Raw genomic sequence first — 21,108 nt, forward strand, 5'->3', positions numbered from 1 at the left:
TTGCGAGGAAATACCTGCGCACGACCTGAAGCTGTCAAAGACCCGGCCGACGAAGCCGGCCAGGCCTGGAACTAAGCGCTTCAATAAACTCCAATCCGACGGCAGATCAGATCTTCACGGCCAGCATCACGACGAGGAAACCCGAAGCTCGGCGAGATCGTCGAGCAGCTTCGGGCCGGTCGGTTCCCAGCCAAGCTTCTGGCGCGTCTTGGCGCTGGAGGCCGGCATGTCGCGCGTGGCGAACATGGAGAGCCAACCGAAGTATTCCTGAGCCTCTTCCTTGCCGACGGATTTAACCGGCAGGTTCAGGCGGCGGCCGATGACTTCGGCGATATCGCGCATCGGCACGCCTTCCTCGGCAATCGCATGATATCTGGCATTCGGCTCGGCGCGTTCGACGACAAGGCGATAAAGACGTGCGACATCGGAAAAATGCGCAGCCGGCCAGCGATTGAGCCCATCGCCGATATAGGCGCAAACGCCCTTTTGCCTGAATATCTCGATCAAGGGGGTGATAAGCCCCTGGCTGACCGGATCATGCACCTGCGGCAGCCGCACGACCGAGACGTTGACGCCGATCTCACTGGCCAGGATCGCCGCCTCCTCGGAGGCCGCACGCGGATGCGTGTCGGAGCCGACGATGGGATTGTCTTCCCTGGCGGGCTCGCCTGGAACCGTGTTGGCGATGGGCGTGCCTGATGTGACGACCAGCGGGCGGGCCGAGCCGGCGAGAGCCGAGGCGAGCGTTGCGATGACGCGGCGATCGTCCTCGCAATTTTCAACGAATCGCGAGAAGTCGTGGTTGAAGGCAAGATGAATGACGCCGTCGGATTGGGAGGCGCCGCTTTTCAGGATTCCGATATCTTCGATCGTTCCACGAAGGACCTCGGCGCCAGCGGCGGCAAGCGCCACCGCCTTCTCCTTCGAGCGGCAAAGGCCGAGCACCTGATGGCCGGCCGCGATCAATTCCCTCACGACATTCGAGCCGATGTTTCCGGTCGCGCCAGTCACAAAAATACGCATAGGCATAGTCTCCTTATTTCGTCGGAGACAAATCTGTGCCCATCGGTTATTCTGGTAAAGTAGTGACCTTATCCTAGTAAAAGAACTAACAGGATGACCGATCTTCTCGAAACGGAGAACTTGCTCGGGACCTATCTGAGGGACCGGCGTGCCAAACTCGACCCATCCGTCCTCGGCTTTGCCTCGGAACGGCGCCGGACGCCCGGACTGCGACGCGAGGAAGTGGCGCAGCGCGCCAATATCAGCCCGACATGGTACACATGGCTGGAACAGGGGCGCGGCGGCGCACCCTCCGCCGACGTGCTCGACCGGATCGCGCGCGCACTCATGCTGACGGAGGTGGAACGCGAACATCTATTCCTGCTCGGCCTCGGCCGCCCGCCCGAAGCCCGCTACCGCAGGAATGATGGCGTGACGCCGCGGCTGCAGCGCGTGCTCGATGCCCTGGAGCCTTGCCCTGCCCTCATCAGGACCGCCACCTGGGACGTCATCGCGTGGAACCGGGCGGCCCCCGTGATGCTGACAGACTACGGATCGCTGCCGCCGGAAGAGCGCAATATCCTGCGCTACATCTTCCTCGATCCGCGCGCCCGCGCCATGCAATATGACTGGGAAAGCGTGGCTCGTTTCGCCTTGGGTGCATTCCGTGTCGACGCGGCCCGCGCTGGCGCGGCAACCGAAGTAGAGCCTTTCGTGGCGGAACTTTGCCGCGTCAGCCCAGAATTCAGGGCCATGTGGCGCGATAACGACGTTCCCGGCACCCATACTGAAGCCATCAAGCATATACGCCATCCGGTTCTCGGCCCGCTCGCATTCGAATATTCGGCTTTTTCGGTCGACGGCCGCACGGATCTCAGCATGGTCGTCTACAATCCGGCAACATCAGATGATGCCGAGCGGATCAAATCATTGCTCCCGACTTTACCCTCGGATGGCGCCGCTTCCGACGAGCCCCGCACGCCATGAGAAACCGATGATCGTCGAACCCTTGTCGGACGAAGTTATCAAGGAGAGTGTCGACGAGGTTTTCCTGCGGCTGCTCAGGTGGCGGACCTCTTCATATGCGATCAGCGTGACGACGGAAAATTATGCAACGAAGGGCAACGACAACCGCCCCTACATCGTGGCCCGCAAGAGATAGGAGGACAGGCCGGCGTCGCATCTTGATCATCTTTCGATTGACGCTGGCGATGAGTCCGACCTAAATTCCGCTCGTCGAAAATGGCTGGCTTGGTCTCGGTAGGCCCAAGCCCATCTCCACAAACGGAGTGACTCTATTCCACGCCCAGCGTGAGATTCCCCGACAGTCCCGGCGCCTCGAGCGCGTTCTGGGTCTGCCCGGCGGCCATCCGACGATGCTCCTTCGGCAGACCGTATTCGAAGGAGCCATTTCATGTTCATCATCGATAAATCCCAGCCGATCCTCGTTTACCTCGCCGGCGGCGTGCAGGGCGGTGCCGTCGTCCGCGCCGCGCTTCGACACGGCTTCAAGGTCAGGGCGCTTGTCCGTAACCCGAAACGCGTTCCGGCACTGGCGGCGCTCGGCATCGAGCTTGCGGAAAGCGACCTCCGCGATCCGGCATCGCCCATGCCGTGCTGCAGCTCCCGATCGGCTCGCAAGAGGATATGCGTATCCAAGCCGAGAATGCAGTCTCGGCGTCCCCCACCTACGGTCTGAAATCCGTTGTCCTGAAACTCGCCAGCGCCAGCCGTCCGGCACCTTGCGAAGAAGCGAGCTTCGTCGCCAACGCGATGATCGAGGAGGTGGCCCGCCGGTCGGGCCTGCCGTTCACAATTGTCCGGCCCACCATGTATCTTGACAATCTTCTGAAGCCTTCGGCGCGAACGGAAATCGTTCAGCAGCGGGTATTCGCGCCGCCGATTGCCGAATCCCAACGCATTGCATGGACATCGACCGATGACTGCGCCCGCGCGGCAGTAACCCTGCTGGAACGCGGCATCGATGCCGGCGATCACCGTATCGCAGGACCGGAAAGCGTAGGCGGTGGCGAGCTCGCGGCGCGGATTGGCGCGGGCCACGGGGCAGCCGGTGCAGCTTGACATCCGGGCGCAGGACGGCCGGCCCATCGGCCCGGACGAAACGGTTATCGTAAGAATACCGGAAGGAAAATAGGAGGACGCAAACACCCTCCTGAGCCGGCCTTAAAACACCAGCGACCGATGAAGCTGCGCGCCGGCCCAGGCGCCGTCGCCCACAGCCAGCGACACCGAATGCGGTATGCGCGAGACATCGCCACAAGCGAAAGCGCCGGGAACGGTGCTTTCCTTCATGGTGTCTGTCTGGATCTGCGTGCCGAAAGGCGTTTCCTCGAGCGTGCAGCCGAGCCGCTCGGCAATCGGGCTCGAGGGCGCATTGCGCGATGCAGTGAAGAGCCCGGCAAATTGCAGCAGGCGACCATCGGCCAGACGCACGTCGGCCTTCCCCTCCAGCCTTGCGATCGGCGTTTCCTCGATCGTTACGCCACGAGCGGCGAGATCGGCGCGCTGCGCCTCATCCGGGACGAATGCGCCATTGAGAAAGAGCGTCACATCACCCCATTCCGGCAGGAGCTGCGCCTGATGCAGCGACATCGGCCCTGTGGCGATGCAGCCGATGCGGCCCTGATCGAGCTCGTAGCCGTGGCAATAGGGGCAGTGGAAGACGTTTCTACCCCAGCGTTCGCCGAGACCCTCGATGGCCGGCAGCATATCGGATACGCCGGTCGCAAAGAGAAGCCGGCGGCCATCATGACGCGCACCATCGGCAGTCGTGACGACAAAGGCATCCTTTTCGCCCTCCGCTCGCTCGGCATTGCCCTCGACCCAGGTCAGTGTCGGATAGACTAGGAGTTGCTCGCGCGCCTTGCCGGCAATCTCCGCAGGATCGACACTATCCTGCCCGAGAAAGCCGTGGGACTCCGTGGCGAAGCGATTGCGGCGCTTGCCGGCGTCGATGACCAGCACCTTGCGGCGGGCACGGAGAAGCTGGAGGGCGGCCGCCATTCCGGCGTAGCTGCCCCCGATGACGATAACGTCGTGGCTCATGATATGGTCCTTCTTTCACGCCACTCTGCATGGCGCCGCGCGAAGTCGACGGCGAGATCGGCGAGGGTGACGGTTTCAAAACGCTTGAGCAGCAGTGCTTCAGCCTCGGCGAAAGCGTCGTCGAGCACGGAATTGACCGCCTGTTCGACGAGGCATTCGGGCGTTTCATTGCGATTGCCGATGGCAAAAACCGCAGGTTCGCCGAGCGCCTCATGCAACTGGCGCAGGGTCACCGCGCCGAGATCGGCGGCAATCGTCCAGCCGCCGGTATGCCCCTTGGCGGAACTGACGATGCCGACCTCACGCAGAAGCCCCATGGTGCGTCGCACAACGACCGGATTGGTGTTCATGCACTGCGCCAAAGTCTCGGATGTGACGGGACCATCCTGCTCGGCCATATGGAGCAAGGCGTGCAAGACGGAGGAAAGGCGGCTGTCTCTTTTCATGTAACTTCAATTATTACAATTCGAAGCGGCAATCAAGGGGCTTCGCGGACGAGAGAAGCCGCCGAGCTAGATGCGCACTTTGAAACGGACGTCGCGCGCCGAGGCACAAATGCGCACCTCATCACCGAGCGACCATTCCGCGGCTCTGGCCGCCATCACCGCCGGAACGCCCTGCGACCCCGGCCCGGCAGGGACGTCATAGGTGGCATGGGCATCGTGCGGCAGCAGCACACCGTAGCCGCGCTCCAGCACTGCCCGTGCCGTCGCGGCAACGCACATTTCCGAGAGCACACCGCAGATGGCAAGATCACGCACGCCGGAGGCTTTAAGAATGCCGTCAAGATCGGTGCCTTCGAAGCCATCATCCTCGGCCTTTCTGACCACCCTCTCGCCGGGACGAGGCGGAAAATGCAGCTCCCATCCAGGCTGAAACGGCTCGTCCACGGCGCCAGGTTGGCCATCGTTCTGCAGGAATATCACCGGCGCACCGGCGCTGCGGGCTTGAGCCAGCAGCACGGCGATCATCGATAGCAGCTCACCATGACCAGGCACGGCTTCCGTCCCCTGCACGAAAGCGCTCTGGACATCGACGACAAGCAGCCCATCCACCGGGAGATGATGATCGCCGATCTCGTACTGCTCCTTTTTCATGGTCGCTCGATCCGGCATTTGAAGAAAACTTCACATCATATGGAGGCGCACCCGACGAACTGACAAGGTCGATCTCAACTACAAAAATGCCCTGAAGATCATTTCAGCGCCAAGCATAAGAAGGCACACCAGAAACCATCGGCGGAAGGTTGTCGGGCTGACGCGATTGCGGATGATTTGCCCTGCCCACATGCCGGCGAGCGCCGGGATGATAGCAAGGGCCGACATTGCCAGATTGTCCATGCGAAAGGCGCCGTGCCATGCAAGCGCGCCGGCCAGCGCCACCGTCGAAACCGTGAAGGAAAGGCCGAGGGCCTGAACCAAGTCATCCTTCTCGAGGCCGAGCGCCTGAAGATAGGGAACTGCGGGCACGACGAAGACACCCGTGGCTCCGGTCAGAAGGCCGGTCGCCAGGCCAATGGCGGGCGACATCAACGGCTCCAGTTTCGCAGGCACACGAAGCTGGCGGGCGAGCAGCGCATGGGCGGCATAGAGGACGAGTGCGGCGCCCAAGGCACCTGTCGTCAGCAGCGAGTTGCCGCTGGCAAGGAAGGATGAGCCGGCGAAAGTGCCGGCCACGACCAAGGCGGTCAGCAGCCAGAACCGGCGCGCAAGCCTGCCGAAACTCGGACCAGCCAGCAGCTGCCAGGCATTCGTCACGAAGGACGGCGCGATCAGCAGGCCTGCCGCCGCGAGCGGCGAGATCAATGCGCCGAGCACGCCCATCGCCACAGTCGGCAGCCCCATGCCGGTCACGCCCTTGACGATGCCGGCGGCGAAGAAAGTCGCGAAGATCGCGGCAACAAGCCATATCGAATGATCCATCATGCCCCTTCCCTAGCAAGTCCGGACAAGGAGACAATGCGGATGATGCGAAGGCAGGCTTCGGCTATGCCGAAGCCTGGATATGCTGTAGTTTTCGGTCATGCGTTTCGATCTGACTGACCTTCGCCTCTTCCTTGCCGTCGTCGACGCCGGCAGCATTACCCATGGAGCAGCCGACGTCGGACTTTCGCTGCCGGCCGCCAGCGAGCGGCTGCGCGACATGGAGGCCAATGGCGGCGTGCAGCTTCTGGAGCGCGGGCGGCGCGGCATCAGTCCTACGGCGGCCGGGGAAGCGCTGGCGCATCATGCGCGCGTGATCCAACGGCAATTGGCGCAGATGCACGGCGAACTCGGCGAGCACGCCAGCGGTCTGCGGGCGACGATCCGGCTTGTCGCCAATACCGCCTCCATCACCGAGTTCCTGCCCAAGCGCCTTGCCACTTGGATGGCCGGGCATCCGCAGATCGATATCGAGCTCAAGGAACGCCAGAGCATCGAAATCGCAAGAGCCGTTTCGGGGGGATTGGCGGACATCGGCATCCTCTCGGACGCCGTCGATACGTCGGGCCTGATATTGCAACCCTTCGCCATCGACCGGCTCGTGGTGGTCCTGCCTCGCGATCATGCACTTGCGGCAGCGAAACGGATCGCTTTTGCCGATATCCTGCATGAGCATTTCATCGGACTTGCAGGCGGGGCACTACAGGACCACATCGACGCGCAGGCCGCCAGGCTCGGCACAAGGCTGAAGATGCGTGTACGGCTGCGGACCCTCGAGGCCATCTGCGAGATGGCCGCCTGCGGCATCGGTCTCGGAATCGTACCGGTATCAGCCGCGCGGCGCTGCAGCCGCTCGATGGGGATAGCCGCCTTGCGCCTTACCGACAGCTGGGCGACGCGCAAGCTTTCGGTCTGCATACGTTCACTGGAAGATCTGCCGCCGCAGGCCCGCGATCTTTTCGAGCATCTGGCGGCGACGAAACCGTAAGCTGTGTTGGAAAAACCATCGCGGATCGAATAGGTTCGCTCGCATTGCTGTCTGGAGAAGGCGGCCTGTTGGGAGGTCAGCATGGAACTTCGGGATGATAATCTCGATCGATTCGAGGCAGAAGGGGCAGCACCCTTGCCGGACACGGAAACACGCGGCCATGTCGATCACGACGGCGCCCGCATATGGTATGCATCCTACGGCAGCGGCACTCCGGTGATCCTCCTTCATGGCGGGCTCGGAAACAGCGGCAACTGGGGCTATCAGGTGCCGGCACTGATCGAAGCCGGCCATCGTGCCATCGTCATCGACAGCCGCGGTCACGGCCGCAGCACGCGCAACGAGCGGCCCTATACCTACGAGCTGATGGCCTCCGACGTTTTGGCCGTCATGGACAGGCTGAAGATCGGGAAAGCAGCCGTTGCCGGATGGAGCGACGGTGCCTGCGTCGGCATGATCCTTGGACGAACCCATCCGGAGCGGATTTCCGGAGTGTTCTTCTTCGCCTGCAACATGGACCCCAGCGGCACGAAGGAATTCGTGGCAACGCCGATCATCGAACGCTGTTTTTCCCGGCACACGAAGGATTATGCCGCCCTATCGGCCGCGCCTGATGAGTTCGATGCCTTCGTCGAGGCCGTCGGCCTGATGCAGCGGACGGAGCCGAATTACACCATCGCCGATCTCGCCGACATCCACGTGCCCGTCGTCATCGTGCACAGCGAGCATGACGAGTTCATCAAGCGCGAACATGCCGATTATCTCGTGCGGCACATTCCGGGCGCGGAAATGATCCTTCTGCCCGGCGTCAGTCACTTCGCACCCTTGCAGCGACCGGCTCAGTTCAACGCCGCCCTGCTCGCGTTCCTCGCTCGGATTCCGGCCTGACATTAGATTCAGTTGCGCACGTCCGATTGTTGGAATAAATGATGACCATCATCTTATTCGAACTCCCGAGACCGAATCGCCACTGACAGGCCCTTCCGCCCCGGGGAGCAATTTTGGCTCCAGGCAGGAGAATTTCATGACAGTTAATTTATTTTCGCCGCTTGCTATCGGCCCCTATGAGCTGGCGCATCGCGTCGTCATGGCGCCGCTGACGCGCATGCGCGCAAGCCAGCCGGGCAATGTCCCCACCGCGCTGAATGCCGAATATTATGGACAGCGCGCGACCAAGGGCGGCCTGATCATTTCCGAGGGCTCGCAGGTTTCTCTCGTCGGGCAAGGCATGCCGGCAACACCCGGCATCCACACGCCCGAGCAGATCGCCGGCTGGCAGGCGGTGACGGATGCGGTCCATGGCAAGGGCGGCAAGATCTTCCTGCAGCTCTGGCATGTCGGCCGCATTTCCCATTCCTCGCATCAGCCCGATGGGGCTGCCCCCATCGCTCCTTCGGCAATCGCCGCCAAGGGACAGGCTGTTACGGCTTCCTTCGAACACGCGCCTTTCGAGACGCCGCAGGCGATCGACATCGATCTGATACCGTTGCTGATCGACATCTACGCACAGGCGGCCGCCAACGCCAAGCAAGCCGGCTTCGACGGGGTCGAGATCCACGGCGCCAATGGCTACCTGATCGAACAATTTCTGCAGGCACGGACGAACCAGCGGGCCGACCAATATGGCGGCTCGATCGAGAACCGTACGCGGCTTCTGCTCGAGGTGGTTGAAGCCGTTTCCAAGGTCTGGGGTTCGCAGCGCGTCGGCGTCCGCCTCTCGCCTTTCGGTATTGCCAATGACAGCGGCGAGGACGATCCGCTGCGTCTCTACGGCCATGTCATTCGCGAACTGGACCGGCTGCATCTTGCCTATCTGCACCTGATCGAGCCGCGTGCGAGCGGCGCAGGTCAAGCCGAAGTCGACCACAAGAACGTGCCCTCAGCTGCGGAACTGTTCAGACCCGCATGGTCGGGCAAGCTGATCGTGGCTGGAAACTTCCGGCCGGACACTGCCGAGGCAGCGCTCGCCGCCGGCCACGCCGATGCGATCGCCTTTGGCCGCCTGTTCATCGCCAATCCCGATCTGCCGGAGCGCATTCGGCGCGGCGCCCCCCTCAACCCCTACCATCGCCCGACCTTCTATGGCGGTGGAGCCGAGGGCTATACCGACTATCCATCATTAGATGATGCCATGGAGGCAGCAGAATGAGCACACCAAACGCCGTCATCGTCGGAGTGGGAGCGGAACAAGGGCTGGGCGCTGCGCTCTGTCGACTTCTCGCCGGCAAGGGCTATCATGTCGTCATTGCCGGGCGGACACCGGCGAAGATCGACAAAGTCGCCGCGACCATCAATGCATCCGGCGGCAGCGCCGAGGCTATCGAAACGGACGCGACGGACGAAGCCGCCGTCGTGCGGCTGTTCGAGCATGCCTTTACGCCACGGAATGGCATCGCCGCGCCTGATTTCGTCGTCTTCAATGCCGGCATCAACCGTCCGATCGGCTTTCGCGATCTGACTGCCGCCCAGTTCGAGGAGTTCTGGCGCATCTGCTGCTTCGGCGGCTTCCTCGTCGGGCGCGAGGCGGCGCGTCACCTGGCACCGCTCGGCCGCGGTACGGTGATCTTCACCGGCGCCTCCGCCAGCTTGCGCGGCAAGGCGGGCTTTGCCCAATTCGCAGCCGCCAAGGCGGGCCTTCGAATGATCAGCCAGAGCATGGCGCGAGAGTTCGGTCCGCTCGGCCTGCATGTCGCCCACACCATCATCGATGGCGGCATCGACGGTGAGCGGCTGCGCTCGCGACGGCCGGATGTGGATGCCGATGGGCTTCTGAACATCGATGCCATTGCCGAGAGCTACTGGCATATCCATCGCCAGCATCCATCGGCTTGGACTCAAGAGCTCGATCTGCGGCCCTACAAGGAAAACTTCTAAAGCCGTCGCAGGGCATTGGAGCGCATCATAGTGTTGCTCTAGCAATTCCGCGACAGGGCCTTGGCGATCGCGAGGAACTTCGGATCTTCAAGCCCGGTGCGGCTCCGCATGTCGGTTTCGCTCTCCGTGTCGGGCGTCTTACTCGGAATCGTGAAGGACCAAGCCGACGGGCGATTTCGACGGCGGCAAAAAAGTCCCGCCAGTCGGGCAAGAATATCTTGCCCGCCAGCGCCGCCCTTGTCTTCAGGTGTTGGCGGATCGACAGCGTTCGGATTGGCGGGATCGCCCCAGCGATCATAGTAGAGATCCTTGAAGAGATGATTGGTCAGCATCGGTTTGTCTTTCGATTTGAATCGATTCAATATCGATACGCATTACCTTATTGAATCGGTTCAATCCTATGCTTTAAAAATCTGACGTCAAGCGGAATTGAACCGATACAATTTCATTGCTAGGATGCGCCAGAAACTAGGGAGATTGCGTTGGCCAAGGGCACCGTCAGGCTCGCGGACGTCGCCAAGGCGGCGGGCGTATCGCAGGGAACCGCCTCCAATGTCTTCAGCCGGCCCGACGTGGTGCGCGAGGAAGTGCGCGAACACGTGCTGGAAACGGCCAAACGGCTCGGCTATGCCGGGCCGAGCCTGACGGGACGGCTGCTGCGGGCCGGAAAGGTCAATGCCATCGGCGTCGCGGCCGTGGAGCCGCTTGCCTATTTCTTCGATGATCCCTGGGCACGAGCGCTCTTGGCCGCCGTTTCCCAAGTCTGCGATGCCAGTGGCACCGGTCTTGCGCTGGTCTCAGCCAAGGACCGGCAGACGCTGGACTGGAACATCAAGAGTGCGCTGGTGGACGGTTTCATCCTGCTCTGTGTCGAAGGCGGCGAAAAGCTGGTTCAGCTGACACGCGAACGGCAATTGCCCTTCATCGCCCTGGCCCTGAACGACGACGATCCGTCGATCGCTTCTATCAGCGTCGACAATCTGGGAGGTGCCGCTGTCGCAGCCCGGCATCTGGCAGAGCTGGGTCACAAGCGTTTTGGCGTGCTTGCGACCGAACTCTCGGACGACCATGTCGGGCCGGTCGGCGTCGCCGAGATCGAGCGGGCGATCTATTCGACCTCGCGCGATCGTGCGCTCGGTTACTGGCAAGCGCTGGAAGCATTCGGCATTCGGCGCGAGAACGTGCCGATCTATGAGACGACCAACGACAAGCCAAGCGTCGAAGCCGGGCTGGACTTCCTGTTTTCCGCGCCTGAGCCGCCGACGGCGATCCTCGCCATGTCCGACAATATCGCATTGCTGGCGATCAACTGGCTGCGAGCACGAGGCCTTTCGGTTCCGCAAGATGTCTCCGTCATCGGTTTCGACGGCGTGCCGGAAGGCGGCATGGTGGAGCCCGGCCTGACGACGATGGCACAGCCCTTTGCAGAAATCGCGCAACGTGCGGTAAAGGCGGTTCTTGAGGATGCAGTGCCGGTGGAGCGTGAGATGATCGACGTCACGCTGGTGGTGCGCGGGAGCACCGCGGTGCCGAAAGACAACAGGTGACCGGCGCGACCCTGCTTGTTAACCGGCCTGTTGTCCGCCATCGATGTCAGCCGCACGCATCTGGACAAGCTGCCGGGCCGCGGCGGCGGCTGCATCCTTGTCGCTTGCCACCTGCACGGTCGGGACCGCGAACTGGATGCTGTTCTCGTCGAAGGCCTGCTTGATCAGAGCCAGTGCGCTGCGGCGGATGACGGAGAGTTCGTTGGGCTTGGCAGTGATCGCCAGCCTGATCTCGATCGCGAAATCGCCGAACTGCTCGACGCCCTTCATCTTCAGCGTCTGGATGATGCTCGGCTTCAGATCCGCATCTTCCAGCAGGCGCTGGCCGATATCCTTGATGATCCGCTTCAGCTTCACCAGATCGGTGTCATAGGTGACCTTGACGATGATCTTATCGATGGCCCAGTCGCGGTTCATGTTGTTGACCGCGCCGAGCGAGCCGAAGGGGATCGTCGCCAGCGGGCCGCGCTGGTGGCGTAGTTTTACCGAGCGCAGGCTGAAGGATTCTACCACTCCCTTGTGGCTGCCGCTCTCGATGTATTCGCCGATGCGGAAGGCGTCGTCCCACAGATAGAAGATACCGCTGATGACATCCTTGACGATGGTCTGTGCACCGAAGCCGACAGCGACACCGACAACGCCGGCGCCGGCGATCAACGGTCCGATCTGGACGCCGAGGCCCGACAGAACCATCATGATCGCGATGATGCCGATGACGACGGCAAGAATGTTGCGGAAGATCGGCAGCAGCGTCTGCAGCCGAGCGCGATTGGCCCTCATCTCTTCGGAATCGCTGAGGGCGGGCAGGGATTGCATCAGCTTGCCATCGATATAGGTTTTCGCCAGGTGCCAGACGAGATCGGCGACGAGAAGGATGACGATCCCGCCCAGAATGCCGCGCGCTATGCGACCGACATTCGATTCATCGCCGCTCATCATTGCATGCGCCTCGACCCCCAGCATCCAACCCAGCCATAGGGCCGCGAGCGTGATGATCATCGCCCTCAAGCCGCGGTCGAGAAGCACGGCCGCCAACTTGCCGGCGCCGAAGATACCATCGGCCGCATCATGCAGCGCCTCAATCGCCTGCGTCGCGACCGATAGAATACGCGGCAGCAATATCGCATAGATGCCAAGCCACAGAAGGCCATCGAAACCGGCCACCCACAGGCACCAGAGCGCCGCGAAGAAAATGGTCAACAGCCAGGAAACCGTCTTCGCCCCACGATTTTCCGGCGCAACGGGTCTCGACCAGACGGCGGTCACGGCAATCAGAAAGAGGCCGATACCGAGGGTATAGCCGATGAGATCGCGCGCACCGGCGGAAAAGCCGAGCGAGATGACGGCCTGTATGACTGCCCAACCGCAAGCGAAATAAATGGCGAAGAGGGTGCAGCGCCGATACCAGTATCTCGCCACGCGCCGCCGTTCGGCAATGCGCGCAGCGCCGCCATCCTCGTCCAGAATATCGTTCGCCCGGCGCATGGCGATCAGCTCCATCACCAGTTTGCCGATGGAAATCGCCAGTCGGATGGAGACCAGCGCAATGACACAGGCAATGGCGAAGCTTTCGATCGCCGGCGGCCAGTCGAAGGCGAGAAGCGGAATGAGGGTCACCAGGCCATGGATGATGGCGGGCACGACGCCGCCCAAAAACTGGGATCGCGCGGCCTGCAGCTCGGTCTCTGCGTCGGTAGCCCTTTCTTGACGTCGCATGCGCTTGGAATTGATGAAGCGGGCAACGACAAGCTCCGCCACCTGCCCCAGGAAGAAAAGAATGACGATCTGGATGATAATGCGCAGCAGACCGACCGCCTTGCCTTCATCCTCAAGCTTTTCGGATGCCATCATGACCTGATAGGGCAACGTCATCGCCGAGCCGGACAGGATTTCAAAGTGGCGCCGCGTGTGACCAAGCAGGCCCGATAACACGGACATCTGGTCGCCGCTGGCCGGTGCGGGACTGGTGGAAGAGGTCGGCTGATTGCTCAACTGAGATGTCAGCCATTGCCGGACATCCGGTTCGTTCATCAGCTGAATGAGTTCGCGAACCTTGTCGGGCGGCGGTGCAGCCGATTGCGCGGCAGCGGTACTCTGGGCGAAAGCCGAGAGGGGGGCGGCGAATACAAAGAGACAGAAAAGCAGCGCCTCGATCGACAGCCTGCTACCCCTGACATTCTTCATGCGTACCGCCCTTCCCTCAATCGGACCAACCAGTCCGCCTTCGGCAGACTATACGCCTTTTTCCCGCGGGCAAGCAGGCACTTACCGCCTTCCCTTTCCATGCTCGCCTCGGCATTGTCGACGAGCAGCTGCCGCGCTAGGTTCTTCAGCGGTACCGTTCGATGCTTGGGGACGCGCGTGTTCAATTTCCTGAAGAAGCTCTTCGGTAAAGGCAAGCTGGCCGAGCAGAGGCTCCCGACGCCCGAGCCACCGGACGCTCCGCCGATGAAGATGCTCGATCTGAATATCCCCGACGAAGCCCTGCAGGATGAAGCGCGTTTTGCAGCCTATCTGCAGGAACGGCTGCCGTTTTTCGGCGACCTGATCAGGATCGATTACGATGCCCGAGCCGGCAGCCTGACACTGCACAGCCGCAACGGCGATGCCATGACGAAATTCCTCAGCAACGCGCTGCTGGCGCTGCGGGAAAAGCGCGGCCCGGCTCGCGCGCAAGCGTTGCTCAACTATCTCAATATGACGGAAGCCATGAATGGCGGCGAGGAACTCGCCAAGGTCCTGCCGGTTCTGAAGGCGCGCGATTTCGTCGACGTGGCGCGGCGACAGATGATCCAGGCCGTCAAGGACGAGCCCGATCCGCCGCAATTCGTCTATCTCGACGAAGCCGAGGGCCTGATCAAGCTCTTCGTGGTCAATCGCGAGACAAGCGTCAGCTATGTCATGTCCACGGCGCTGGAGGACTGGGGTATCGACACACGGGAGCTGGCGGAACTGGCCCAAGGCAATCTACAGACGTTTCTCACCAAAACCGGCCTGCACATCGCCAAGCGCAGCCGGTTCCAATATGTCGAGGTGGACGGCCAGTTCGAATCCAGCGTCGCCTTCCTGCCAAATTTCTGGGCACAGATCCAAGAACAGTCCGGCGGCGCCGCGCCGATCGCGGCGTTCCTGTCGCGCGACAAGGTGTTCTTCACCCATGAGAACGACATTGAAGGCCTGCAGCTTCTGGAACTGATCAGCGCCGATCTGAGCGACGTGCCCTACGTTATTTCGCCGGATCAATATCGCTGGGAGAATGGCAACTGGACACTGTTCAAGCGGGTGGCGAGGTTGGAAACCATCAGCCGCCACTGAGGCGTTTCGCAAAATCGCGTAAGGGCTTTAAACGAGCACGTCCTGATCGACTCGATCTTCCGCACCGAAGAACTTCAAATAGCGTTCGACTTCAGCCGGTTCCCCTGTCGCCTTCTGCGGATTGTCCGAGAGCTTCACGGCCGGACGACCATTGGCCTCGATGACCTTGCAGACGATGGAGATGGGGTTGAGACCCTTGAGTTCCGTCGGCGCGCAGCCGGCGAAATCATTGGTCAGGTTGGTGCCCCAGCCGAAGCTCATACGCACACGCCCCTCGAAATGCTTGTAGGTATCGATGATCGCTTCGACATCGAGGCCGTCGGAGAAGATCAGCAGCTTCTGGCGCGGATCGCGGCCCATCTTCTTCCACCAGTCGATGATTTTTTCGCCACCTTCGATGGGCGGCGCGCTGTCTGGACGGAAACCCGTCCAATCGGCCACCCATTCCGGCGCGTGGCGCAGGAACGAGGCCGTGCCGAAGGCGTCAGGCAGCACGACAAGCAGATTGCCGCCGTAGAGACGATTCCAGTCCCGCAGCACCTTATAGGGTGCCTTGCCGAGCTCTTCGTCGTTCCGGGCCAGCGCTGCAGCCACCATCGGCAACTCGTGCGCATTGGTGCCGACGGCTTCGAGATCGGAATCCATGGCGAGCAGCACGTTGCTCGTGCCGGTGAAAGCGTGGGGCACACCTTCCTTCAACGCCTCGACGCACCAGCGCTGCCAGAGGAAACTGTGGCGGCGGCGGGTGCCGAAATCGGAAATGCGCAGGCCGGGCAGCTCTCTCAGCCGCTCCACCTTTTCCCACATCTTCGCCTTGGCGCGGGCATAGAGCACGTCCAGCGTAAAGGGTCCGAGCGCCTTCAGCGCAGTGCGCGAACGAAGCTCGTTGATGATCGCGAGTGCAGGGATCTCCCACATCGTCGTTTCCTTCCACGAGCCGTGGAAATCGAGGATATACTGGCCGTCGCGCTTCGAAAGCTCGTATTCCGGCAGCTGGAAATTCGACAGCCATGCGAGGAATTCCGGCTCGAAGATCTGGGCGCGGCCGTAAAAGCTGTTACCCGCAAGCCAGATCATCTCCTTTTTGGAGAGACGGAGCGTACGGGCATGATCGAGCTGCTCGCGCAATTCCTTCTCGTCGATCACTTCGGACAGGCGCACGCTCTTGGTGCGATTGATGAGCGAGAACGTAGCGTCGACGTCCGGATAGAGCTTCCAGATCATCTGGAGCATCAGAAGCTTATAGAAATCCGTGTCGATCAGACTGCGGACGATCGGATCGAGCTTCCAGGTATGGTTATAGACGCGGGTGGCGATATCCGTCTTCGTCATGTCGTTCCTGCCCCGTCTCCTGCCCTGCCGACGGCCCATTTCTCGCCAGCGGGCATGCCGGCAAGCGTATGTCGCACTCTGTTATCAAAAAATGTTGAGCGAAAGTCCAGTCGCTGAAAGAAAATTGATACCAGAGTAGATGGGTCGCCCATCGCCGGCAACAACCGAGGCGAAGGGCCTCGATCACCGCCATCTGATACAGACTTAGTAACCCCGGCTGCGATCCACCAGATGCTGCAGCGGTTCGCCCCGTTCGAAGCGGGCGATCTGCTCCTCGACATGGCGCATGAGCGCCTTTTCTTCTGATACTGCGGAATCATGGGGCGTGATGATGACATTGTCCAGATCCCAGAGCGGGTCGTCCGCCGCCAGGGGTTCGACGGCGAAGACATCGAGCGAAGCGCCACCCAGAATACCCGTTCGGATCGCCGAGGCGATATCGGCTTGAACCTGGCTCTTGCCGCGTCCGGCATTGATGAAGACCGGCTTGCCCAAAGCTCCATTGCGGCGGAGCTTGGAAAAGAGCGACGCATTGTAGATGCCTGTCGTCTCCGGCGTCAGCGGCAACAAGCCGACCAGGATATCGGTACGCGCCAGAAATGCATCCAGCCCGGCGGCATCGAAAGTTTCCATGCCGTCGATCTGCTTCTTGTTGCGGGACCAGCCGATGACATCGAAGCCCATCACCTTCAGCTTGGCGACGGCATCGCAGCCGAGAACGCCGAGACCCATGACGCCGACGGTGACATCGGCGGCTTCGGGGCCATGCTGCGGCGCCCATGCGCGCTGGCGCTGGTTCCTGAAATGCCCCTGAACATCTCGCAGATGCATCAGGCACTGCATCACCACCCACTCGCTCATGCGTGTCGTGAGGCTGCGATCGACGAAGCGAACGATCGGAATGTCGGGCAGGCCGGCGATGGACATCATCGAATCGACACCGGCGCCGCCAGAGAAGATGACCTTCAGATTGGGCGCGCGCTGAAAAAGATCGGCATCCGGCTTCCACAGAAGCGCATAATCGACATGGATGAGATCCGCGCCCTTGTTGGCGGGATCGGCGAGATTGATGATGTCGCGATCGGCAAAGGCCGTCTCAAGCGCCTTGGCAACGGATGCAGGATCGAATTTCAGGTCGACAAGAATGGGGCTTTTGGCCGGCATGGCGGAAGTCTTCACTGTTTGATGGCAGCGGTTGGGACCGCTTCGATGTTGAATGCGGCGGCAAGAAGCGCTTTGGTGTAATCTTCCTGCGGCGCACGGAAAATATCGGCCGAGGCACCTTGTTCCACCACCTTGCCGAACCGCATGACGATCATTTCGTTGGCGAGCGCCTTCACCACCTTCAGGTCGTGGCTGATGAACAGGTAGGCGAGATCGTGCTTCTTCTGCAGATCGCGCAGTAGATCGACCACCTGTGCCTGCACGCTCATGTCGAGCGCCGAGGTCGGCTCGTCCAGCATAACGAAACGCGGCTTCAGCACCATGGCGCGTGCGATCGCGATGCGCTGACGCTGACCGCCGGAGAACTCATGCGGAAAACGCCAACGGGTGGACGGATCGAGGCCGACCTCCTCCAGCGCCCAGCAGACGCGCTTGTCGCGCTCATCGGCCGAAAGCGACCGCTCATGCACCTTGAGCCCTTCGGCGATGATCTCGCCGACCGACATGCGCGGGCTGAGCGACCCGTAAGGATCCTGGAAGACCACCTGCAATTGGTTACGGAGCGGCCGCATCTCGCGGAACGAATAGCCGGCTATATCCTTGCCGACGAAGCTGATGCGTCCACGGGATGAAATGAGCCGGGCGAGCGCCAAACCGAGCGTGGTCTTGCCCGAGCCGGATTCGCCGACGACGCCAAGCGTCTGGCCGGCCCTGAGTTTCAGATCGATGCCGTCGACCGCCTTCACATGATCGACGACCTTGCGCATGAAGCCGGCCTTGATCGGGAACCAGACGCGAATGTCGTTGCCTTCCATGACGACAGGCTTGCCGGCATCGCTTACCGGCGGCTCGCCGCGCGGCTCGGCGGCCAGCAAATGGCGGGTATAGTCATGCTGCGGCCGGGTGAAGACGTCTTCCACCGTGCCGGTCTCGACGATGCGGCCCCTGGTCATCACGCAGACACGGTCGGCGAACTTGCGGACGATGCCGAGATCATGGGTGATGAACAGCATCGACATGCCGTGCACACCCTTGAGTTCGCGCAGCAGCTCGAGGATCTGCGCCTGCACGGTCACGTCGAGTGCCGTCGTCGGTTCGTCGGCGATGAGGAGCTCGGGGCGGTTGGCGAGCGCCATGGCGATCATCACGCGCTGGCGCTGGCCGCCTGACAGTTCATGCGGATAGGCCTTGAGACGCTTCTCCGGTTCGCGGATGCCGACCTGGTTCAAAAGCTCCAGCGTTCGGTTGCGGGCAGCCTCGCCGGTCATGCCCTGATGCAGCGCGAGGATTTCGCTGATCTGCCGCTCAATCGAATGGAGCGGATTGAGCGAAGTCATCGGCTCCTGGAAGATCATCGTAATGTCGTTGCCGCGCACGGCGCGCAGCTCGCTATCCGATGCCTTCAACATATCCTTCCCCTTGAACAGGATTTCGCCGGAAGGGTGGCTCGCGGCCGGATAGGGCAAAAGCTTCAGGATCGAATTGGCCGAGACCGACTTGCCGGAGCCGGATTCGCCGACCAGCGCCACGACCTCGCCCCTATGGATATCGAAGGAAACACCGTCGACGGCGATCGAGGTTTGCCCGCCCTGATGAAAGGCGACCGAAAGATTGCGGACAGACAGTAGCGGAGTGGAGTTTTCGCTCATCGGAACGTCTTCCTCGGATCGAAGGCGTCGCGCACGGCTTCACCGATGAAAATCAGCAGCGACAGCATGATCGACATGGTGAAGAAGGCCGAAAGCCCCAGCCAGGGCGCCTGCAGGTTGGATTTGCCCTGGGCGATCATTTCCCCCAGCGACGGCGAGCCGGGCGGCATGCCAAAGCCCAGGAAATCGAGCGAGGTCAGCGTAGAGATCGAGCCCGACAGGATGAAAGGAACGAAGGTCAAGGTCGCGACCATCGCATTCGGCAGCAGGTGGCGATACATGATGGTGCGATTGTTGACGCCGAGTGCGCGGGCAGCGCGCACATATTCGAAATTGCGCGCCCGCAGGAATTCGGCGCGCACCACGCCGACGAGACCCACCCAGGAAAACAAGAGCAATATGCCGAGCAGGATGAAGAAGCCGGGCGGCAGGACCGAGGCGATGATCAGCAAGATATAGAGGACCGGCATGGACGACCAGATTTCGATGAAGCGCTGCATCAGCAGGTCCGTCCATCCGCCGAAATAGCCCTGTATCGCACCGGCGCAGACGCCGACGACGGCCGAGCAGATGGTGAGCGCCAAGCCGAACAGCACCGAGATACGAAAGCCGTAGATCAGGCGGGCGAGCACGTCTCGCGCCTGGTCATCGGTGCCGAGCCAGTTGAAATTGCTCCAGTTGCAGTTCGGGTCGGCAGTGCCGGCCGCATAGCCCGCGCAGCGCTTTTCCTTGCTCATTGCCCAGAAGGGCGGGGTGGGCGCCGACATTCCGGTGGGAAGGTTGGAATTGGCGGTCTGATAGGAATAGTGGATCGGCGGCCAGATCATCCAGCCGTTGGCGTTGATCTCGTCCTGGATATCCTGGGCACGATAATCCGTCTGCGCCAGGAAGCCGCCGAACTTCTCTTCCGGGTAGTCGACGAAGATCGGCGTCAGGATCTCGCCCTTGTAGGAGATGAGGATCGGCCGATCGTTGACGATAAACTCAGCGCCAAGGCTAATGACGAACAGGACAAGGAAGATCCAGAGAGACCAAAATCCCCGGCGGTTTGCCTTGAAATTCTCCCAGCGGCGCACATTGGTCGGCGAGAACAAACCCTTGCGCGGCGGCTTTACAACCGGTTGGGAAGTCGGATGGCTGGCAGCGTCCATCACACGTCCCTCCGCTCGAAGTCGATGCGCGGATCGATCCAGGTGTAGATCAGGTCGGAAACGAGGCCGACGACTAGGCCGAGCAGCGAGAAGATGAAAAGCGTCGCAAACACCACCGGATAATCACGCTGGACGACGGAGAGATAGCTCAAGCGGCCAAGGCCATCGAGCGAGAAGATATTCTCGATCAGCAGCGAGCCGGTGAAAAAGGCAGAGATGAAGGCACCGGGGAAGCCGGCAATGACGATGAGCATGGCGTTGCGGAAGACATGGCCATAGAGCACGCGCCGTTCGGAAAGACCCTTGGCGCGGGCGGTGATGACATATTGTTTCTTGATCTCTTCGATGAAGGAATTCTTGGTGAGCAGCGTCGTCGTGGCGAAGGCTGCGAGCGACAGCGAGATCAGCGGCAGCACCAGATGCCAGAGATAATCGAGGACCTTCTGCCACCAGCTGAGGTCAGCGAAATTATCCGAGACGAGGCCGCGCAGCGGGAACCAGTCGAAGAAGGAGCCGCCGGCAAACAGCACGATCAGCATGATGCCGAACAGGAAGCTCGGGACGGCATAGCCGATGATGATGATGCCGGACGTCCAGACGTCGAAGGTCGATCCATCCTGCACCGCCTTGCGGATGCCGAGCGGGATGGAAATGGTATAGGAGAAGATCAGGATCCAGACGCCGAGCGAGATCGACACCGGCAGCTTCTGGCCGATAAGGTCGATGACCGTCGTGTTGCGGAAGAAGCTCTCGCCGAAATCGAAGCGGATATAGTTCCACATCATTCGGCCGAAGCGCTCGAGCGGCGGCTTATCGAAACCGAACTGCTTGTCGAGCTTGGCGATCAGCTCGGGATCGAGCCCCTGCGCGCCGCGATATTTCGAGTTGCTGTCATCGACGGCCTGCTGAGCCAGCATGTCGGTGCCGCCGGACAGGCGGCCGCTGGCGTTATCGCCCTGCCCGGTCAGCTGCGCGATGACCTGCTCGACAGGGCCGCCCGGCGCAAACTGGACGATGGTGAAGGAAATGGCCATGATGCCGACGATGGTCGGGATCATCAGCAGCAGGCGTCGCAGAATATAGGCGCCCATCAGCCGG

General features: G+C 61.6%; 22 protein-coding genes. 10 read left to right on the forward strand and 12 right to left on the reverse strand.

What is annotated here, in order from left to right; translation table 11 throughout:
* Nucleotides 1-126: 126 nt before the first annotated feature.
* Nucleotides 127-1,023: an SDR family oxidoreductase gene (locus tag GA0061102_RS02090; RefSeq protein WP_092843551.1), complete on the reverse strand. Its 897-nt coding sequence runs from the start codon at nucleotides 1,021-1,023 to the stop codon at nucleotides 127-129.
* Nucleotides 1,024-1,116: 93 nt separating this feature from the next.
* Here GA0061102_RS02090 and GA0061102_RS02095 point away from each other — a divergent pair, with 93 nt between their 5' ends.
* The 4 genes from GA0061102_RS02095 to GA0061102_RS33370 all read left to right on the forward strand — a co-directional run bounded on the left by GA0061102_RS02095 (nucleotide 1,117) and on the right by GA0061102_RS33370 (nucleotide 3,084).
* Complete coding sequence (locus tag GA0061102_RS02095) at nucleotides 1,117-1,989, forward strand: helix-turn-helix transcriptional regulator (protein ID WP_092843553.1); 873 nt, start codon at nucleotides 1,117-1,119, stop codon at nucleotides 1,987-1,989.
* A 7-nt stretch (nucleotides 1,990-1,996) separates the two neighbouring features.
* Nucleotides 1,997-2,164, forward strand: coding sequence for a hypothetical protein (locus GA0061102_RS32870; RefSeq protein ID WP_159432134.1), 168 nt, complete (start codon nucleotides 1,997-1,999; stop codon nucleotides 2,162-2,164).
* Nucleotides 2,165-2,416: 252 nt separating this feature from the next.
* The gene (locus tag GA0061102_RS33365; RefSeq protein ID WP_245297895.1) at nucleotides 2,417-2,701 is read left to right on the forward strand and encodes an NmrA family NAD(P)-binding protein; all 285 of its coding nucleotides are present in this window, start codon (nucleotides 2,417-2,419) and stop codon (nucleotides 2,699-2,701) included.
* On the forward strand, nucleotides 2,650-3,084 hold the full coding sequence (locus GA0061102_RS33370) for a Rossmann-fold NAD(P)-binding domain-containing protein (RefSeq protein ID WP_245297896.1): 435 nt from the start codon (nucleotides 2,650-2,652) through the stop codon (nucleotides 3,082-3,084). Before GA0061102_RS33365 ends, GA0061102_RS33370 begins: the two co-directional genes overlap by 52 nt.
* Nucleotides 3,085-3,186: 102 nt before the next feature.
* On the opposite strand, the gene GA0061102_RS02110 is transcribed toward GA0061102_RS33370, so the two are convergent.
* The 4 genes from GA0061102_RS02110 to GA0061102_RS02125 all read right to left on the reverse strand — a co-directional run bounded on the left by GA0061102_RS02110 (nucleotide 3,187) and on the right by GA0061102_RS02125 (nucleotide 5,993).
* On the reverse strand, nucleotides 3,187-4,068 hold the full coding sequence (locus GA0061102_RS02110) for an NAD(P)/FAD-dependent oxidoreductase (protein ID WP_092843555.1): 882 nt from the start codon (nucleotides 4,066-4,068) through the stop codon (nucleotides 3,187-3,189).
* Nucleotides 4,065-4,514: an RrF2 family transcriptional regulator gene (locus GA0061102_RS02115; protein ID WP_037155386.1), complete on the reverse strand. Its 450-nt coding sequence runs from the start codon at nucleotides 4,512-4,514 to the stop codon at nucleotides 4,065-4,067. Before GA0061102_RS02115 ends, GA0061102_RS02110 begins: the two co-directional genes overlap by 4 nt.
* 66 nt (nucleotides 4,515-4,580) lie before the next feature.
* Complete coding sequence (locus GA0061102_RS02120; RefSeq protein WP_092843700.1) at nucleotides 4,581-5,165, reverse strand: isochorismatase family protein; 585 nt, start codon at nucleotides 5,163-5,165, stop codon at nucleotides 4,581-4,583.
* A gap of 78 nt (nucleotides 5,166-5,243) precedes the next feature.
* Nucleotides 5,244-5,993, reverse strand: a complete 750-nt coding sequence (locus tag GA0061102_RS02125) for a sulfite exporter TauE/SafE family protein (protein WP_092843557.1) — start codon at nucleotides 5,991-5,993, stop codon at nucleotides 5,244-5,246.
* Nucleotides 5,994-6,090: 97 nt separating this feature from the next.
* On the opposite strand from GA0061102_RS02125, the gene GA0061102_RS02130 reads away from it, so the two are divergent.
* The 4 genes from GA0061102_RS02130 to GA0061102_RS02145 all read left to right on the forward strand — a co-directional run bounded on the left by GA0061102_RS02130 (nucleotide 6,091) and on the right by GA0061102_RS02145 (nucleotide 9,852).
* The gene (locus GA0061102_RS02130; RefSeq protein WP_092843559.1) at nucleotides 6,091-6,978 is read left to right on the forward strand and encodes a LysR family transcriptional regulator; all 888 of its coding nucleotides are present in this window, start codon (nucleotides 6,091-6,093) and stop codon (nucleotides 6,976-6,978) included.
* A gap of 81 nt (nucleotides 6,979-7,059) precedes the next feature.
* Nucleotides 7,060-7,866, forward strand: coding sequence for an alpha/beta fold hydrolase (locus GA0061102_RS02135; RefSeq protein WP_092843561.1), 807 nt, complete (start codon nucleotides 7,060-7,062; stop codon nucleotides 7,864-7,866).
* Between the two features lie 136 nt (nucleotides 7,867-8,002).
* Entirely contained in the window at nucleotides 8,003-9,127 is a 1,125-nt protein-coding gene (locus GA0061102_RS02140) for an alkene reductase (protein ID WP_092843563.1), read from the forward strand.
* A complete protein-coding gene (locus GA0061102_RS02145; protein WP_092843565.1) occupies nucleotides 9,124-9,852 on the forward strand; it encodes an SDR family NAD(P)-dependent oxidoreductase in 729 nt (242 codons plus the stop codon). Before GA0061102_RS02140 ends, GA0061102_RS02145 begins: the two co-directional genes overlap by 4 nt.
* Nucleotides 9,853-9,890: 38 nt before the next feature.
* Here the strand turns inward: GA0061102_RS02145 and GA0061102_RS02150 are convergent, their stop codons facing one another.
* Nucleotides 9,891-10,184, reverse strand: a complete 294-nt coding sequence (locus GA0061102_RS02150) for a hypothetical protein (protein WP_092843567.1) — start codon at nucleotides 10,182-10,184, stop codon at nucleotides 9,891-9,893.
* 150 nt (nucleotides 10,185-10,334) lie between these two features.
* Here GA0061102_RS02150 and GA0061102_RS02155 point away from each other — a divergent pair, with 150 nt between their 5' ends.
* Nucleotides 10,335-11,399 carry a LacI family DNA-binding transcriptional regulator gene (locus tag GA0061102_RS02155; RefSeq protein WP_092843569.1) on the forward strand — a complete coding sequence of 355 codons (1,065 nt, stop codon included), beginning with the start codon at nucleotides 10,335-10,337 and terminating at the stop codon, nucleotides 11,397-11,399.
* 18 nt (nucleotides 11,400-11,417) lie between these two features.
* On the opposite strand, the gene GA0061102_RS02160 is transcribed toward GA0061102_RS02155, so the two are convergent.
* Complete coding sequence (locus tag GA0061102_RS02160; protein WP_092843571.1) at nucleotides 11,418-13,583, reverse strand: mechanosensitive ion channel family protein; 2,166 nt, start codon at nucleotides 13,581-13,583, stop codon at nucleotides 11,418-11,420.
* A gap of 177 nt (nucleotides 13,584-13,760) precedes the next feature.
* Here GA0061102_RS02160 and GA0061102_RS02165 point away from each other — a divergent pair, with 177 nt between their 5' ends.
* Entirely contained in the window at nucleotides 13,761-14,714 is a 954-nt protein-coding gene (locus GA0061102_RS02165) for a DUF1444 domain-containing protein (RefSeq protein ID WP_092843702.1), read from the forward strand.
* Nucleotides 14,715-14,741: 27 nt separating this feature from the next.
* On the opposite strand, the gene pncB is transcribed toward GA0061102_RS02165, so the two are convergent.
* The 5 genes from pncB to GA0061102_RS02190 form a co-directional block, all read right to left on the reverse strand.
* Complete coding sequence (pncB, locus tag GA0061102_RS02170; protein ID WP_092843573.1) at nucleotides 14,742-16,046, reverse strand: nicotinate phosphoribosyltransferase; 1,305 nt, start codon at nucleotides 16,044-16,046, stop codon at nucleotides 14,742-14,744.
* A gap of 204 nt (nucleotides 16,047-16,250) precedes the next feature.
* Nucleotides 16,251-17,210: a 2-hydroxyacid dehydrogenase gene (locus GA0061102_RS02175; protein WP_092843575.1), complete on the reverse strand. Its 960-nt coding sequence runs from the start codon at nucleotides 17,208-17,210 to the stop codon at nucleotides 16,251-16,253.
* Nucleotides 17,211-17,221: 11 nt separating this feature from the next.
* A complete protein-coding gene (locus GA0061102_RS02180) occupies nucleotides 17,222-18,859 on the reverse strand; it encodes an ABC transporter ATP-binding protein (RefSeq protein ID WP_092843577.1) in 1,638 nt (545 codons plus the stop codon).
* Nucleotides 18,856-20,010: an ABC transporter permease gene (locus tag GA0061102_RS02185; RefSeq protein ID WP_092843579.1), complete on the reverse strand. Its 1,155-nt coding sequence runs from the start codon at nucleotides 20,008-20,010 to the stop codon at nucleotides 18,856-18,858. The genes GA0061102_RS02180 and GA0061102_RS02185 overlap by 4 nt, the downstream gene beginning before the upstream one ends.
* A complete protein-coding gene (locus GA0061102_RS02190; protein ID WP_092843581.1) occupies nucleotides 20,010-21,101 on the reverse strand; it encodes a microcin C ABC transporter permease YejB in 1,092 nt (363 codons plus the stop codon). Before GA0061102_RS02190 ends, GA0061102_RS02185 begins: the two co-directional genes overlap by 1 nt.
* Nucleotides 21,102-21,108: the final 7 nt, after the last annotated feature.

The organism is Martinezella miluonensis, assembly GCF_900094545.1.
Lineage (GTDB): Bacteria > Pseudomonadota > Alphaproteobacteria > Rhizobiales > Rhizobiaceae > Rhizobium > Rhizobium miluonense.

Bases quoted from the DNA above. Each gene is read 5' to 3' on its own strand.
- GA0061102_RS02090 (WP_092843551.1), bottom strand. From the start codon at position 1,023: ATGCGTATTTTTGTGACTGGCGCGACCGGAAACATCGGCTCGAATGTC.
- GA0061102_RS02095 (WP_092843553.1), top strand. From the start codon at position 1,117: ATGACCGATCTTCTCGAAACGGAGAACTTGCTCGGGACCTATCTGAGG.
- GA0061102_RS32870 (WP_159432134.1), top strand. From the start codon at position 1,997: ATGATCGTCGAACCCTTGTCGGACGAAGTTATCAAGGAGAGTGTCGAC.
- GA0061102_RS33365 (WP_245297895.1), top strand. From the start codon at position 2,417: ATGTTCATCATCGATAAATCCCAGCCGATCCTCGTTTACCTCGCCGGC.
- GA0061102_RS33370 (WP_245297896.1), top strand. From the start codon at position 2,650: ATGCGTATCCAAGCCGAGAATGCAGTCTCGGCGTCCCCCACCTACGGT.
- GA0061102_RS02110 (WP_092843555.1), bottom strand. From the start codon at position 4,068: ATGAGCCACGACGTTATCGTCATCGGGGGCAGCTACGCCGGAATGGCG.
- GA0061102_RS02115 (WP_037155386.1), bottom strand. From the start codon at position 4,514: ATGAAAAGAGACAGCCGCCTTTCCTCCGTCTTGCACGCCTTGCTCCAT.
- GA0061102_RS02120 (WP_092843700.1), bottom strand. From the start codon at position 5,165: ATGAAAAAGGAGCAGTACGAGATCGGCGATCATCATCTCCCGGTGGAT.
- GA0061102_RS02125 (WP_092843557.1), bottom strand. From the start codon at position 5,993: ATGATGGATCATTCGATATGGCTTGTTGCCGCGATCTTCGCGACTTTC.
- GA0061102_RS02130 (WP_092843559.1), top strand. From the start codon at position 6,091: ATGCGTTTCGATCTGACTGACCTTCGCCTCTTCCTTGCCGTCGTCGAC.
- GA0061102_RS02135 (WP_092843561.1), top strand. From the start codon at position 7,060: ATGGAACTTCGGGATGATAATCTCGATCGATTCGAGGCAGAAGGGGCA.
- GA0061102_RS02140 (WP_092843563.1), top strand. From the start codon at position 8,003: ATGACAGTTAATTTATTTTCGCCGCTTGCTATCGGCCCCTATGAGCTG.
- GA0061102_RS02145 (WP_092843565.1), top strand. From the start codon at position 9,124: ATGAGCACACCAAACGCCGTCATCGTCGGAGTGGGAGCGGAACAAGGG.
- GA0061102_RS02150 (WP_092843567.1), bottom strand. From the start codon at position 10,184: ATGCTGACCAATCATCTCTTCAAGGATCTCTACTATGATCGCTGGGGC.
- GA0061102_RS02160 (WP_092843571.1), bottom strand. From the start codon at position 13,583: ATGAAGAATGTCAGGGGTAGCAGGCTGTCGATCGAGGCGCTGCTTTTC.
- pncB (WP_092843573.1), bottom strand. From the start codon at position 16,046: ATGACGAAGACGGATATCGCCACCCGCGTCTATAACCATACCTGGAAG.
- GA0061102_RS02175 (WP_092843575.1), bottom strand. From the start codon at position 17,210: ATGCCGGCCAAAAGCCCCATTCTTGTCGACCTGAAATTCGATCCTGCA.
- GA0061102_RS02180 (WP_092843577.1), bottom strand. From the start codon at position 18,859: ATGAGCGAAAACTCCACTCCGCTACTGTCTGTCCGCAATCTTTCGGTC.
- GA0061102_RS02185 (WP_092843579.1), bottom strand. From the start codon at position 20,010: ATGGACGCTGCCAGCCATCCGACTTCCCAACCGGTTGTAAAGCCGCCG.
- GA0061102_RS02190 (WP_092843581.1), bottom strand. From the start codon at position 21,101: ATGGGCGCCTATATTCTGCGACGCCTGCTGCTGATGATCCCGACCATC.